Annotated in this window: 14 protein-coding genes; 8 read left to right on the top strand and 6 right to left on the bottom strand. The window is 72.2% G+C overall.

The window, feature by feature from the left end:
• Positions 1-102: 102 nt before the first annotated feature.
• Positions 103-663, bottom strand: a complete 561-nt coding sequence (locus ACZ56U_RS25345) for an RNA polymerase sigma factor (RefSeq protein ID WP_469086281.1) — start codon at positions 661-663, stop codon at positions 103-105.
• Positions 664-794: 131 nt separating this feature from the next.
• On the opposite strand from ACZ56U_RS25345, the gene trpS reads away from it, so the two are divergent.
• Both trpS and ACZ56U_RS25335 read left to right on the top strand, forming a co-directional pair.
• Entirely contained in the window at positions 795-1,808 is a 1,014-nt protein-coding gene (gene trpS / locus ACZ56U_RS25340; protein WP_469086280.1) for a tryptophan--tRNA ligase, read from the top strand.
• 174 nt (positions 1,809-1,982) lie between these two features.
• Complete coding sequence (locus tag ACZ56U_RS25335) at positions 1,983-2,576, top strand: 2'-5' RNA ligase family protein (protein ID WP_469086279.1); 594 nt, start codon at positions 1,983-1,985, stop codon at positions 2,574-2,576.
• A 134-nt stretch (positions 2,577-2,710) separates the two neighbouring features.
• Here ACZ56U_RS25335 and ACZ56U_RS25330 read toward each other — a convergent pair whose 3' ends face one another.
• Positions 2,711-3,466 carry a decaprenylphospho-beta-D-erythro-pentofuranosid-2-ulose 2-reductase gene (locus tag ACZ56U_RS25330; RefSeq protein WP_469086278.1) on the bottom strand — a complete coding sequence of 252 codons (756 nt, stop codon included), beginning with the start codon at positions 3,464-3,466 and terminating at the stop codon, positions 2,711-2,713.
• A 31-nt stretch (positions 3,467-3,497) separates the two neighbouring features.
• Positions 3,498-4,847: an FAD-binding protein gene (locus ACZ56U_RS25325; protein WP_469086277.1), complete on the bottom strand. Its 1,350-nt coding sequence runs from the start codon at positions 4,845-4,847 to the stop codon at positions 3,498-3,500.
• 142 nt (positions 4,848-4,989) lie between these two features.
• Here ACZ56U_RS25325 and ACZ56U_RS25320 point away from each other — a divergent pair, with 142 nt between their 5' ends.
• The 3 genes from ACZ56U_RS25320 to ACZ56U_RS25310 all read left to right on the top strand — a co-directional run bounded on the left by ACZ56U_RS25320 (position 4,990) and on the right by ACZ56U_RS25310 (position 7,571).
• Positions 4,990-5,601, top strand: a complete 612-nt coding sequence (locus ACZ56U_RS25320) for a phosphatase PAP2 family protein (protein ID WP_469086276.1) — start codon at positions 4,990-4,992, stop codon at positions 5,599-5,601.
• The gene (locus ACZ56U_RS25315; protein ID WP_469086275.1) at positions 5,594-6,571 is read left to right on the top strand and encodes a decaprenyl-phosphate phosphoribosyltransferase; all 978 of its coding nucleotides are present in this window, start codon (positions 5,594-5,596) and stop codon (positions 6,569-6,571) included. The genes ACZ56U_RS25320 and ACZ56U_RS25315 overlap by 8 nt, the downstream gene beginning before the upstream one ends.
• Positions 6,572-6,659: 88 nt before the next feature.
• Positions 6,660-7,571, top strand: a complete 912-nt coding sequence (locus tag ACZ56U_RS25310; RefSeq protein ID WP_469086274.1) for a YihY/virulence factor BrkB family protein — start codon at positions 6,660-6,662, stop codon at positions 7,569-7,571.
• Here the strand turns inward: ACZ56U_RS25310 and ACZ56U_RS25305 are convergent.
• Positions 7,525-8,814 carry a D-alanyl-D-alanine carboxypeptidase family protein gene (locus ACZ56U_RS25305; protein WP_469086273.1) on the bottom strand — a complete coding sequence of 430 codons (1,290 nt, stop codon included), beginning with the start codon at positions 8,812-8,814 and terminating at the stop codon, positions 7,525-7,527. The two genes, ACZ56U_RS25310 and ACZ56U_RS25305, sit on opposite strands and share 47 nt — an antisense overlap.
• A gap of 91 nt (positions 8,815-8,905) precedes the next feature.
• Between ACZ56U_RS25305 and ACZ56U_RS25300 the strand changes: the two genes are divergently transcribed.
• The 3 genes from ACZ56U_RS25300 to ACZ56U_RS25290 all read left to right on the top strand — a co-directional run bounded on the left by ACZ56U_RS25300 (position 8,906) and on the right by ACZ56U_RS25290 (position 11,189).
• Positions 8,906-9,148 (top strand): SCO4848 family membrane protein, encoded by a 243-nt coding sequence (locus ACZ56U_RS25300; protein ID WP_289922017.1) that lies wholly within the window; start codon positions 8,906-8,908, stop codon positions 9,146-9,148.
• Between the two features lie 56 nt (positions 9,149-9,204).
• Complete coding sequence (locus ACZ56U_RS25295) at positions 9,205-10,560, top strand: metallophosphoesterase (protein WP_469086272.1); 1,356 nt, start codon at positions 9,205-9,207, stop codon at positions 10,558-10,560.
• A 227-nt stretch (positions 10,561-10,787) separates the two neighbouring features.
• Entirely contained in the window at positions 10,788-11,189 is a 402-nt protein-coding gene (locus tag ACZ56U_RS25290) for an ATP-binding protein (protein ID WP_469086271.1), read from the top strand.
• A 10-nt stretch (positions 11,190-11,199) separates the two neighbouring features.
• Here the strand turns inward: ACZ56U_RS25290 and ACZ56U_RS25285 are convergent, their stop codons facing one another.
• A complete protein-coding gene (locus ACZ56U_RS25285; protein ID WP_469086270.1) occupies positions 11,200-12,630 on the bottom strand; it encodes a sensor histidine kinase in 1,431 nt (476 codons plus the stop codon).
• The gene (locus ACZ56U_RS25280; protein ID WP_469086269.1) at positions 12,627-13,316 is read right to left on the bottom strand and encodes a response regulator transcription factor; all 690 of its coding nucleotides are present in this window, start codon (positions 13,314-13,316) and stop codon (positions 12,627-12,629) included. The genes ACZ56U_RS25285 and ACZ56U_RS25280 overlap by 4 nt, the downstream gene beginning before the upstream one ends.
• Between the last annotated feature and the right edge of the window lie 93 nt (positions 13,317-13,409).

The following is a 13,409-nucleotide window of genomic DNA, read 5'->3' as shown; positions in this document are numbered from 1 at the left end:
CCCCCCGGCCCCGGGCCCCGGTCACCGCCGCGACCGCGGGGACCGCGGCCACCGGCGCCCTGGGGCCCACCGCCGCCCTCACCGCCGTACGGCTTCCGTCCCTCACTCACGGTCGTCACCTCCTTCCCGAGGCTCGAAATCCGGCAGCAACCGGCCCAGTTTCCGCAGTGCGCGGTTCAGCCGGGACTTCACCGTGCCCCGGGGCCAGCCCAGGGACTGGGCCGTCTCGGACTCGTCCAGCTCCAGCAGATAGCGGTGGATGACGACCAGCCGGTGCTCCTCGCTCAGCTTCTCCAGGGCGGACAGCAGGGCCACGCGACGCTCCGTCTCGAGGGTCGCGACCGCCGGGTCCGCCGATTCCGGTATCAGCGGCTCCGCCTCCACGAAGGCCGCCTCCCGGCCGGCGAGCGTGCGCTGCCGGGCCGCCGTACGCACTGTGTTCCTCGTCTCATTGGCGACGATCGACAGCAGCCACGGCCGGAACGCCGCCCCGTCCTTGAACCTGCCCAGCGCGCAGTACGCCTTGACGAAGGCCTGCTGCACCACGTCCTCCGCGTCCGCACCCGCCCCGAGTGCCGCGGCAGCCCGGAGCGCGATGCCCGTGTGGGCGCGCACCAGCTCCGCATACGCCTCCGGCTCCCCGGCGCGTACACGGGCGATCACCGCGGCCTCATCGACGATGCGGCCCCCCTCCCGCGTTCTCACACTCTTGTTACACCGCAGGAGAGGGATCGGTTCCCATCTGTTTCCGACCAGTTCCGGATCGGGGCCCGACACCTGAGAGAATGGTGAGCATGGCCTCTGATCGTCCCCGCGTGCTCTCCGGAATCCAGCCCACCGCAGGCTCGTTCCACCTCGGCAACTACCTCGGTGCCGTCCGTCAGTGGGTGGCCCTGCAGGAGTCCCACGACGCGTTCTACATGGTCGTCGACCTGCACGCGATCACGATTCCGCAGGATCCGGCCGAGCTGCGCGCCAACACCCGGCTCGCCGCCGCCCAGCTGCTCGCCGCGGGCCTCGACCCCGAGCGCTGCACGCTGTTCGTCCAGAGCCACGTTCCCGAGCACGCCCAGCTCGCCTGGGTCATGAACTGCCTGACCGGGTTCGGCGAGGCCTCCCGCATGACCCAGTTCAAGGACAAGTCCGCCAAGCAGGGCGCGGAGCGGGCCTCGGTGGGCCTGTTCACGTACCCCGTCCTCCAGGTCGCGGACATCCTGCTTTACCAGGCCAACGAGGTCCCCGTGGGCGAGGACCAGCGCCAGCACATCGAGCTCACCCGTGACCTCGCCACGCGCTTCAACGGCCGCTTCGGGGAGACCTTCACGCTGCCGAAGCCGTACATCCTCAAGGAGACGGCGAAGATCTACGACCTTCAGGACCCGTCGATCAAGATGAGCAAGTCGGCCTCCACGCCGAAGGGCCTCATCAACCTCCTCGACGAGCCGAAGACCACCGCCAAGAAGGTCAAGAGCGCGGTCACCGACACCGACACCGTCATCCGCTACGACGCCGAGAACAAGCCGGGCGTCAGCAACCTGCTCACCATCTACTCGACCCTCACCGGTGCGGGAATCGCGGAACTGGAGCAGAAGTACGACGGCAAGGGCTACGGTGCGCTCAAGACGGACCTCGCCGAGGTCATGGTCGAGTTCGTGACGCCGTTCCGGGAGCGCACCCAGCAGTATCTGGACGACCCCGAGACGCTGGACTCGATCCTGGCCAAGGGTGCGGAGAAAGCGCGCGCGGTCGCCGCGGAGACGCTGGCCCAGGCCTACGACCGGGTCGGTTTCCTGCCCGCCAAGCACTGAGGCGCGAGCCCGCACAGACGTACCACTGGACAGAGCGCTGCACATCACTACGGTTGCGCCTGCCCACAGCGCAGCCGTGGCCGTACAGTCGATAGCCGTACGGTCGGGACGAATCCGACAGAAGACCGTCAGAGGACAGTCCGAAGACAGTCCGACAGAAGACAGGGAGACGACGTGGGGACCGTAACGATCGGCGTGTCGATCGCGGTCCCGGAGCCTCACGGCAGCCAGCTCCAGCAGCTGCGCGCGGGCTTCGGCGACGCCGCTGCTCACGGCATCCCCACGCATGTCACGCTGCTGCCGCCGACCGAGGTCGACGACACCGCGCTGCCCGCCATCGAGGCGCACCTCACCGAGGTCGCCGCGACCGGCCGGCCGTTCCCGATGAAGCTGTCCGGCACCGGCACCTTCCGGCCGCTGTCGCCGGTGGTCTACGTCCAGGTCGTCGAAGGCGCCGAGGCGTGCACCTGGCTCCAGAAGCAGGTCCGTGACGCCTCCGGTCCGGTGGCGCGCGAACTCCAGTTCCCGTACCACCCGCATGTCACGATCGCCCATGGCATCGAGGACGAGGCCATGGACCGCGCCTACGAGGAGCTGTCCGGCTACGCCGCCGAGTGGCCCTGCACCGGCTTCGCCCTCTACGAACAGGGCGCCGACGGCATATGGCGCAAGCTCCACGAGTACGCCTTCGGCGGGACGGTGGTGCCCCAGCAGGCGTCGGCCCCGGCGGAACAGGGCACGGTGGAGCAGGGCACGACGGCCCCCTAGCGGCGCTGTCCCTGGTCGCTCCGCCCCTGGCCCTCCCGCCTCCCGCCGACTGGATCCCCACAGGCGTACGCGCTGCCTACGTGCTGCCGTCGAGCGACACCCGCGCGTACGCGCTCCCGGCCTCGCCGGGAGCCCTAGATCGGCAGCCGCCGGAAGACCTCCCGCGGCAGGTGCCGCAGCGCCGACATCACCAGCCGGAGCGCGCCCGGCACCCACACCGTCTCCGAGCGGCGCCGCAGCCCGAGCTCGATCGCCGTCGCGACGGCCTCCGGAGTCGTCGCGAGCGGCGACTCGGGGAGGCCCGCGGTCATCTTCGACCGTACGAACCCGGGGCGTACGACCATGACGTGCGCGCCGGTGCCGTGCAGCGCGTCGCCCAGCCCCTGGGCGAAGACGTCGAGGCCGGCCTTGCTGGAGCCGTAGATGAAGTTGGAGCGGCGGGCCCGCTCGCCGGCGACCGAGGACAGCACCACGAGCGAGCCGTGCCCCTGGGTCTGCAACGCGCGCGCGGAGACCAGACCGGCCGACACCGCGCCGGTGTAGTTGGTCTGCGCGACCCGTACCGCGCTCACCGGCTCGCGCTCGTCGTGCGCCTGGTCGCCGAGGAGCCCGAAGGCGAGCAGCACCATGTCGATGTCGCCCTCCGCGAAGACCTTGCCGAGGACCGCCTCGTGCGACTCGGGGTCGAGCGCGTCGAAGGCGACGGTGTGCACGTCGGCGCCCAGGGCGCGCAGCTCGGCCGCGGAGTGCTCCAGCGCGGGCGAAGGGCGCCCCGCCAGCCACACCGTGCGGAGGCGCCGGGCGACGAGGCGGCGCGCGGTGGCCAGCGCGATCTCGGACGTGCCGCCGAGGACGAGCAGGGACTGGGGGAGGCCGAAGGCGTCCTTCACGACAGCAGCTCCTAGAGGTTGCGCGGGTGGGTCAGAGGGAGAGGCGGCGCGACAGGTCCGAGACGAACACCGCGCGCGGGTCCGTCTCGGCGCGCAGGGCCCGGAAGTCGTCGAGGCGCGGGTACATCGCCGCGAGCAGTTCGGGTCGCAGTCGGGAGTCCTTGGCGAGGTAGACGCGGCCCCCGGCGGCGGCCACCTCCTCGTCCAGTTCGTCGAGGAGGGCGCCGAGGCCCGGCAGGCTCGCCGGGAGGTCCAGTGCGAGCGTCCAGCCGGGCATCGGGAAGGAGAGCCAGCCGGGGTCGGCGTCGCCGAAGCGTTTGAGGACGGCGAGGAAGGACGGGCAGCGGCGTCGTGAGAGGCGGCGCACGACCCGGCGCAGGGTCTCCTCCTGGCCGTACCCGACGACGAACTGGTACTGCACGAAACCGCCGCGCCCGTAGACGCGGTTCCAGTGCGGCACGCCGTCCAGGGGGTGGAAGAACGCGGCGAGGCTCTGGAGCCGGCCGGTACGCGCGCGGGGCGCCTTGCGGTACCAGAGCTCGTTGAACAGGCCCACGCTGGTCCGGGTGAGCAGGCGCTCCGGGAGGTGGGCGGGCACGGCCGGGAACCGGGGGGTGCGGAAGGCCAGGGGGTCTCTTCGCGCGCGCGTGCCCAGTGCCTCCAGGGGGGCGTGGTCGCCTCGGGTCAGCACCGCGCGGCCGGTCGCCGCGCCGCGCGCGAGCAGGTCGATCCAGGCGACCGAGTAGCGGTACTGGTGGTCGGTGGCCGACAACCGGGCCATCAGGTCGTCCAGGTCCCGGGCCCGCTCGGAGTCGACCGACATCAACGACGTCCCGACCGGCTGGAGTTGCACCGTCGCGGTCAGGATCACGCCGGTCAGCCCCATGCCGCCGGTGGTGGCGTCGAACAGGGGGGTGCCGCGGCCGACCGTGCGGATCTCCCCGTCGGCGGTGAGGAGTTCGAACGACAGGACGTGCCGCGAGAAGGAGCCGGAGACGTGGTGGTTCTTGCCGTGGATGTCGGCGCCGATCGCCCCGCCGACCGTGACGTAGCGCGTGCCGGGGGACACCGGTACGAACCAGCCGAGCGGCAGCAGAACCCGCATCAGGCGGTGCAGGGAGACGCCCGCGTCGCACAGCACGGTGCCGCCCGCGGCGTCGATGGCGTGGACGCGGTCCAGGCCCGTCATGTCGAGCACCGCGCCACCGGCGTTCTGCGCGGCGTCCCCGTACGCCCGTCCCAGGCCTCTGGCGATGCCTCCGCGGGCTCCGCAGCCCCGGACGGCGGCCGCGGCCTCCTCGTAACTCCGTGGGCGGATCAGGCGGGCCGTGGTGGGTGCCGTGCGGCCCCATCCCGTGACGGAAACGGTCTCGGCAGACATGCCGGTGACCGTATCGCCCTTAAGTGGGCAATGGTTTTCAAACATCCCGAGACATACATCCTCTCCCCGAAATGGGTGATTAATGGGATGTCGCTCAATATTGCCGGAGTTATGGCCGTGTTGACGTGAACAGTGACTCCACATGGACCCCCTCGACGACCTCGACGACATGGATCACCGAATCCTTTCGGCGCTCCGGGCGTGCGGTACCGACCCGCGCGTCGCGCGTGCCGCGCGGGCCCTGTCCCGGGCCGGCGAGCACGGGGCGCTGTGGCTTGCGGTGGGCCTCGCGGGGGCCGCCGTGGACGGCGCGCGGCGCGGTGCCTGGGTGCGGGCGACGGCCCTCACCGCGGGCGCGCACGTCGTCAGCATGGGCGTGAAAAGGGTGGTGCGCCGCCCCCGCCCCGCGCACGTCACCCCCCTCGTGCACACCCTCGGCCGGCACTCCTTCCCGAGCTCGCACGCGACCTCCGCCGCGGCCGCCGCGGTCGCCTTCGGCGCCCTGGGCGCGCGCGGGGCTCGGTCCGCGCCCCCTCGCCGCGCACCCCTCCCCGCAGGCACCGTCCCGGCCCGCACCGCAACCACCATTCCCGCCCTCGCCGTACGCGCCCTCCCTCCCCTCGCCGTCGCGATGTGCCTCTCCCGGCTGGTCGTCGGCGTCCACTACCCGTCGGACGTCGCGGCGGGCGCGGCCCTGGGGGCGCTCACGGCGTGTGCGGGCACGCGCTGGACGAGAGGGGGAGTGGATGCCTGAGACCGCGCCGCTCAGGAACAGCGCGCACCCCGACAACGCGGCGCTTCTGGAGCAGCGCACGTCCACGAGCCGCACCTCACCACCCCGTGACGGCTCCCTGCTGGGAGGTCTCGTCAGGACCGCCCGTCCCAAGCAGTGGGTCAAGAACATCCTCGTCATCGCCGCGCCGGCCGCCGCGGGACAGCTCTTCACCACGCACGCCCTCACCCGACTCGCCCTGGTCTTCGCCCTGTTCACGGCCTGCGCCGCCGCGATCTACCTGATCAACGACGCCCGTGACGCCGAGGCCGACCGAGCCCACCCCACCAAACGCCACCGCCCGGTCGCCGCCGGCCAGGTCCCCGTGCCCCTCGCGTACGCCGTGGGAGTCACCTTGGGCGCCCTGGCGCTCTCCGCGGCCGTCTGGCTCACCCCGCCCCTCGTCCCGGCGCTGCTGACCGCCTATCTGGGCATGCAACTGGCGTACTGCGTCAGCCTCAAGCACGTCCTCGTCGTCGACCTGGTCGTCGTCACGACCGGGTTCCTGATGCGGGCGATGGTCGGCGGGCTGGCGCTCGGCATCCCGCTGTCGCGCTGGTTCCTGATCACGACCGGCTTCGGGGCGCTGTTCATGGTGGCGGCCAAGCGCTACTCGGAAGCGGTGCAGATGGCCGGGAAGGCGGGCGCCACGCGCGCGTTGCTCACCGAGTACACCCCCGGGTACCTGCGGTTCGTCTGGCAGCTGGCGGCCGGGGTCGCCGTCCTCGGGTACTGCCTGTGGGCACTGGAGGAGGGCGGGGCGCACACCGGTCTGCTGCCGTGGCGCCAGCTGTCCGTGGTCGCGTTCATCCTCGCGGTCCTGCGCTACGCCGTCTTCGCCGACCGCGGCACGGCCGGCGAACCCGAGGAGGTCGTCCTCGGCGACCGGGCCCTCGCGCTGGTCGGCCTGGTCTGGCTCGCCATGTACGGGCTGGCGGTGGCCCATTGGTGAGCACACGCGCGTGCACCCGCTCCCGGGGTATCCGCACAGTGGTCTTCCGTATGTTCGGCACCGAGGTCATCGAGGGCAGAGTCGGATCATGGACTGGCTGAAGAAACTCCCCGTGGTGGGGCCCGCCGTGGCCCGGCTGATGGTCACGCACGCGTGGCGGTCGTACGAGCGTCTGGACCGGGTGAAGTGGACGCGGCTCGCCGCCGCGATGACGTTCATCAGCTTCGTCGCGCTGTTCCCGCTGCTGACCGTGGCCGCCGCGGTCGCCGCCGCGACCCTCAGCACCCAGCAGCAGAACACGCTGGAGGACAAGATCGCCGACCAGGTGCCCGGCATCTCCGAGCAGCTGAACATCGACGGCCTGGTCGCGAACGCCGGCACGGTCGGCCTCATCGCCGGCGCCGTCCTGCTGTTCACCGGCATCGGCTGGGTCGGTTCCATGCGCGAGTGTCTGCGCGCGGTGTGGGAGCTCCCGGACGAGGAGGAGAACCCGCTGCTGAGCAAGGCCAAGGACGCGGGCGTGCTGCTCGGCCTCGGCGGCGCGCTGCTCGTCACGATCGCCGCGTCCGCCGTCGGCTCCGCCCTGGTCGGCTGGATCAGTGACGAGATCGGCATCGACCGGGAGGGCTGGGGCGCGGTCCTGCTGCGCACCGCCGCGTTCCTGATCGCCGTACTCGCCGACTTCCTGCTGCTGCTCTACGCCCTCACCCTGTTGCCCGGCGTCCAGCCGCAGCGCCGCCGGCTGCTGGTGGCGGCACTGATCGGCGCGGTCGGGTTCGAGCTGCTGAAGCTGCTGCTGAGCGGCTATATGCAGGGTGTGGCCGCGAAGAGCATGTACGGCGCGTTCGGGGTGCCGGTCGCCCTGCTGCTGTGGATCAACTTCACCTCGAAGCTGGTGCTGTTCTGCGCCGCCTGGACGGCGACGCAGAGCAAGGAGGACGAACTGCCCGAGGTCAGCGCCGACGCCGTACCAGATCCGGCAGTGGCCACCGGCGGTTGACCAGGAACGCGCCCGCCGCCAGCAGCACCAGCACCCCGCCGGTGATCGCGAGCGCGACGCCGATGCCGCCCGAGCTCTTCTCCACCCCGGCGGCCACCGGCTTGCCCGCGTCGGACGCGGAGGCGGACGCCGAGGCGCCGCCGGCCTGGCCGCTGTCGTTCGACTCCGGCTGGGCGCTGGACCGCGCACCCTTGGGTGCCACCAGCTCACCCACCGGCTCGACCTTGCCCGCGGCCTGGAAGCCCCAGTCGAAGAGCTGGGCGGTCTCCTTGTAGACCTCGTTGTGCTCGTCCTTCTCCGGGTTCATCACGGTGACGAGGAGTACCTTGCCGCCCCGCTCCGCGACGCCGGTGAAGGTCGCGCCCGCGTTGGTGGTGTTGCCGTTCTTGACGCCCGCGATGCCCGGGTAGACGTCGATGTCGGTGTCACCGGCCAGCAGCCTGTTGGTGTTGCGGATCTCGAAGGACCCGCGGACCGTCTTGCCCTTCTTGGTCTTCTTCGTCTCGCCGGGGAACTTCGCCTTGACGGTCGAGCAGTACTCGCGGAAGTCCTTCTTCTGCAGACCGGAGCGGGCGAACAGCGTCAGGTCGTACGCGCTCGACACCTGGCCCTCGGCGTCGTAGCCGTCGGGGCTGACCACCGTGGTGTCGAAGGCCTGGAGCTCCTCGGCGTGGGCGTTCATCTCGGCGACCGTGTTCTTCACGCCGCCGTTCATCGCGGACAGCACATGCACGGCGTCGTTGCCGGACTGAAGGAACACGCCGAGCCACAGGTCGTGGACGGTGTAGCTCTCGTCCTCCTTTATCCCCACCATGCTGGAGCCGGCGCCGACGCCCGCCAGGTCGGAGGGGACCACCCGGTGCTTGAGCGTGCTGGGGAACTTCGGCAGGACGGTGTCGGCGAACAGCATCTTCAGGGTGCTCGCCGGGGCCAGCCGCCAGTGGGGGTTGTGGGCGGCCAGCACGTCCCCGGACTCGGCGTCCGCCACGATCCACGAGCGCGCGCTGAGGTCCTTGGGCAGCACCGGCACGCCGCTCGCCAGGTTCACCTGCGTCCCGGCCTGCCCGAGGCGGGCGCCGCCGACGGTCGACATGGCCGCGGGGGGCGTGGCCGAGGGGGAGGCCGAACCGGAGGGTTTCGGACCGGGGGCCGCGAAGGCGGGGGCGGCGGTGAGCGCGAAGGACGTCACGGCGGCGGAAACGACCAGCAGGGAGCGCCTGGCGGTCTTCAGGGGTGCGGGCACGAGCGGAAACGTACATGCCGGGGGCCGGGAAGTCCCGTCGCCCGCCCCACCCCGGACGCGGAACCGGACACCTGGCGGAGATACTGGGCGTATGAAGCTCAGCCGCCCCGTCTCCTGGTTCCTGCTCGCCTTCGGGGTGTGGAGCTGGGTCATCTGGATCACTTTCGTCAAGAATCTCGTCAAGGACGGCAGCGGGCTCGCGTTCGACGACGCGGGCGACCCGACCGCGTACTTCTGGGTGCACCTGCTGCTCGCCGTCGTTTCCTTCGTATTGGGGACGGTCGTCGGGGGCATCGGGTTGCGCGGAGTGCGCGCACTGCGCCGGACGTCATAGCCGGCGACCGGTCGGCAGCAGGTCCGCTCCAACCGACAACAGGGGGATACGACTCCGTGGTCTTCGTCTTCGCGCTGCTCGCCCTGGGCGTTCTGGTCGCGGGCAACTGGTATGTGTGGCGCCGGTTGTTCCGTGACACCACCGAGCGTCCGGGAGGGGTGCGCCGCGCGGGCGCGGCGCTGATCGCGGGCGGCTGGCTGATGGCGATCGGTGCCCTCGCGGCGGAGCGCGCCGGCGCGCCGTTCTGGCTCCAGCGGGTGCTGGCGTGGCCCGGCTTCCTGTGGCTCGCGCTGTCGATCTACCTGCTGCTCGGCGTGGTGGCGGGTGAGGTCCTACGCCCCCTGCTGCGCCGTCTCCTCGAACGGCGCGACCGGCGACGGGCGTCCGTCGAGGCGGCCCTGCCGCGGCCGGAGCCCGTACCGCGGCCGGAGTCCGTGCCGGTGGGCGCGCCCCCCGAGGAGCCGCGGGAGGCCGCCGCGCACGGCACCGTGGAATCCGAGGCGGGCGGGCCCTCTGAGGAGCCGCGGGAGGCCGCCTCGCAAGGCGCTGGGGCATCCGCCGCGGCAGGCGCCCCGGGGACGCCGCCGCCCTCCCGTCGCCTCTTCGTCTCCCGGGTCGCGGCCGGTGCCGCGGCCGCCGCCGCGCTCGGCACCGTCGGGTACGGGACGTACGGCGTGCTGCGGGGGCCGAAGGTCAAGCGGGTGACCGTACCGCTGGCCAAGCTGCCGCGCTCGGCGCACGGTTACCGCATCGCCGTGGTGAGCGACATCCACCTCGGGCCCGTCCTCGGCCGCGGTTTCGCGCAGACGGTCGTCGACACCATCAACTCCACCCAGCCCGACCTGATCGCGGTCGTCGGCGACCTGGTCGACGGCAGCGTGAAGGACCTCGGCCCCGCCGCGGCCCCTCTCGCCCGACTGCGGGCCAGGCACGGCACGTTCTTCGTCACCGGCAACCACGAGTACTTCTCCGGCGCCGAGCAGTGGGTGCGGGAGGTACGCCGGCTCGGCATGCGCCCGCTGGAGAACGACCGTACGGAACTGCCGTACTTCGACCTGGCCGGCGTCAACGACATCGCGGGCGCGAGCGAGGGGCAGGGCCCCGACTTCGCCAGGGCGCTCGGCGACCGGGACACGGCACGCGCGTGCGTGCTCCTCGCCCACCAGCCGGTCCAGATCCACGACGCCGTCGACCATGGCGTGGACCTCCAGCTCTCCGGCCACACCCACGGCGGTCAGCTCTGGCCCGGCAACTTCGTCGCGGCCGCCGCGAACCCGACCGTCGCGGGGCTGGAACGGTACGGCGACACCCAGCTCTACGTCAGCCGCGGCGCCGGCGCCTGGGGGCCGCCGACCCGGGTGGGCGCCCCGTCGGACATCACGGTGATCGAGCTGGCGTCGCGGCAGGCCTGAGAGGGCGTCCTGGAGGACGGCGCGGGCCTGGGGAGCACCCGGTGCCTCTGGACGTCGGTCCCGACGCCGGAGGTGGCCGTGCCTTTCGGGCGCCCGGGGTCTTCCGGCTGTGGTGGCTCACCTGGATCTGAGCCGATCACGCGGCATCGACATTCGCCGGAGTGACGCGGGGTACCACCCCTACGCGGCACCATGTGGCGGAGGTGTGTGCGGGGTGAGGAGCAAACGTGTTGAGACGCAACTCCTTCCGGCTGCCCCGGCATCCGGCTTCCGTCGGCCTCGCCCGGCGCCGGGTACGGGACCATCTGGCCGACTGGGGGCACCGGACCGACGATCCGGCCCTGGCGGACGCCGTCCTGCTGGTGTCCGAGCTGGCCACCAACGTCGTACGCCACGGGCTCCTGCTGGAGCGTGAGTTCGAGGTCGCGGTGACCGCGCTGGCCGACGGTTCCTGCCTCATAGAGGTCTCCGACGAGGGGCGGCTGGAGCCGCGGCTCAGGGTGGTCGGCGAGTTCGAGGAGGCCGGGCGGGGGCTGCACCTGGTGGAGAACATCGCCGCCGCGTGGGGCGTGTGGAGCCGGGGCCGGCACGGCAAGACCATCTGGGCCCTGGTGCCGGCCCACACCTGACGGCCCCCGACTACGCCCGCGCCGGCAGCAGGACCGTCACCGCCATCCCCTCGCCCGGTGCCGTGCGGACCGCCACCCGGCCGCCGTGGGCCTCGACGACCCCCTGCACGATCGCCATGCCGAGCCCGCTGCCCGCGCCCCCGCCGGCCCGGAAGAACCGGTCGAAGACGCGCGCGGCGTCCTCCTCGCGGAGCCCGGGCCCCTCGTCCTCGACGTACAGCCGCACCACCCCGTCCGCCCGCTCCACCCCGAGCCGGACCGGCACGTCGGCCGGCGTGTGGGTGCGCACGTTGCCCACGAGGTTGCCCAGCACCTGCCGCAGCCCCGACTCGTCGGCCCGCACCAGCAGCGCACCCCCGGCGTCCACACCGACGGGCCGGTCCGGCTGCTGCACCCGCAGATCCTCGGCGGCGTCCCGCACCAGACGGCTCAGGTCCACGTTGCGGAAGCGCAGTTCGGGCTGCTGGTCGAGGCGGGCCAGCATGAGCAGCTCGTCGACCAGCCGGCCCATCCGGTCCGTCTCCGCCAGCACCCGCTCCCAGGCCCGCTTGCGCTCGGCTTCCTCGCGCAGCATGCCCTTGTCGTACAGCTGGAGGTAGCCGCGTATCGCCGACAGCGGGGTGCGCAGCTCGTGCGAGGCGTCGGCGACGAAGCGGCGCAGCTGGGACGCGCTGTCCTCGCGCGTGCGGTACGCCGACTCCACCTGCTGGAGCATGGAGTTGAGGGCGACCCGCAGCTGCTCCACCTCCAGCGTCGCCTCCCGGCTGGAGGGCACCCGCCGGGTCAGGTCCCCCTCGGCTATCGCCGACGAGGTCTCCACCATGTCCTCCAGCGGCCGCATCCGGCGCCGCACACTGAACATCGTCAGACAGGCCAGTAGCACCAGCAGCAGCGTGCCGATGGCGAGATCGAGCTTGACGGCCTTGCCGACGCCCCGGTGCACGGCCTCGGTGGAGGTGGCCAGCAGGACGTACGTGCCGTCGGCGAGGCGGGCCGCGGTCGCCCGGTAGGCGTCACCGCGCACGTGGACGTCGTGCGGCTCGGTGTCGGCGGCCAGCGCGCGCGGGTCGCCCACGGCGGACGCGAGGTCCCGCTGGACGTCGCTCGGCGTGTACCCGGCCAGGGAGAGCGTCCCGCCCCGCTCGTCGACGAGCGTGAGCAGCTCGTCCGGCCGGGGGTCCGCCACGCTCTGCCGCATGAACTGCTCGCGCACTATCGCCAGCTCGCTCAGGCCCTCGATCATCTCCAGCGTGAGCTGCGAACCGCCGAGGGAGCTGCGGGTCTGGGAGAGTTCGCCGTCGATCTGGTCGAGCAGGTAGTACCGCATGCCCATCACGCTCACCGCGGTCGCCGCGACGATGCCGAGCGCCAGCACCACCACGTTGGCCAGCGTCAGCCGGGCGCGCAGCGAGTGCCGCGACAGGGAGCGCGGAAACCTCATGCGAGCCCGTATCCGACGCCCCGCCGGGTGGTGATGACCGGCGGCCCCAGCGCGTCCAGCTTGCGCCGCAGATAGCTGATGTAGGTCTCCACGACGGTCGACTCGGCCGGCGCGTGCTCGTACTGCCAGACGTGGCGCAGGAGTTGCTCCTTGGACACGATCCGGCCGCCGTTGCGTACCAGGAACCGCAGCAGCGCGTACTCGGTGGGGGTCAGCTCCACCGTCCGCCCCGCGCGGTGCACGCTGTACGTCGTCTCGTCCAGCTCCAGGTCGCCGTAGGTCAGCGGCGGCCGCTGCGGCAGCACGTCGGCGCGCCGGGTGCGGCGCAGGACGGCGGTGACCCGGGCGACGACCTCGTCGATGTTGAACGGCTTGGTGATGTAGTCGTCGCCGAAGCCGAGGGCGCCGACGATCTCGCCCGGCGCGTCGCGCGCGGTGAGGAAGACCAGCGCCAGGTCGGGCTGTTCGTCGCGCAGCCGGCGGCCGAGAGCGCGCCCGTCGCCGTCGGGCAGCATGACGTCGAGCAGCGCCACGTCGGGCCGGGTGCGCTCGGCGAGTGTCAGGGCCTCACGGACGGTGCCCGCGATCATCACCTCGAAGCGGTGGTAGCGCAGCGCGATGGCGAGGACGTCCGCGATGCTCTCCTCGTCCTCCACGACCAGCACGGTGCCAGAAGCCGTCGTCATGCCCCCAGTATCGGCGGCGCCACTGACAGCCGGGCCGCCTCGGCGCTTTGGAGTTCCTTGAGAGTCGCTCGCCCGCGGTGTGCACGGGTGCGT

This window comes from Streptomyces sp. NPDC034103, assembly GCF_055575395.1.
This window is presented reverse-complemented; position numbering and strand designations above follow the sequence as displayed.

What these genes read in the sequence shown, in the direction of transcription:
- ACZ56U_RS25325 (WP_469086277.1), bottom strand. Translation starts at nt 4,847, where the DNA reads ATGTCTGCCGAGACCGTTTCCGTCACGGGATGGGGCCGCACGGCACCC.
- ACZ56U_RS25300 (WP_289922017.1), top strand. Translation starts at nt 8,906, where the DNA reads ATGAAGCTCAGCCGCCCCGTCTCCTGGTTCCTGCTCGCCTTCGGGGTG.
- ACZ56U_RS25280 (WP_469086269.1), bottom strand. Translation starts at nt 13,316, where the DNA reads ATGACGACGGCTTCTGGCACCGTGCTGGTCGTGGAGGACGAGGAGAGC.
- ACZ56U_RS25320 (WP_469086276.1), top strand. Translation starts at nt 4,990, where the DNA reads ATGGACCCCCTCGACGACCTCGACGACATGGATCACCGAATCCTTTCG.
- ACZ56U_RS25285 (WP_469086270.1), bottom strand. Translation starts at nt 12,630, where the DNA reads ATGAGGTTTCCGCGCTCCCTGTCGCGGCACTCGCTGCGCGCCCGGCTG.
- ACZ56U_RS25315 (WP_469086275.1), top strand. Translation starts at nt 5,594, where the DNA reads ATGCCTGAGACCGCGCCGCTCAGGAACAGCGCGCACCCCGACAACGCG.
- trpS (WP_469086280.1), top strand. Translation starts at nt 795, where the DNA reads ATGGCCTCTGATCGTCCCCGCGTGCTCTCCGGAATCCAGCCCACCGCA.
- ACZ56U_RS25310 (WP_469086274.1), top strand. Translation starts at nt 6,660, where the DNA reads ATGGACTGGCTGAAGAAACTCCCCGTGGTGGGGCCCGCCGTGGCCCGG.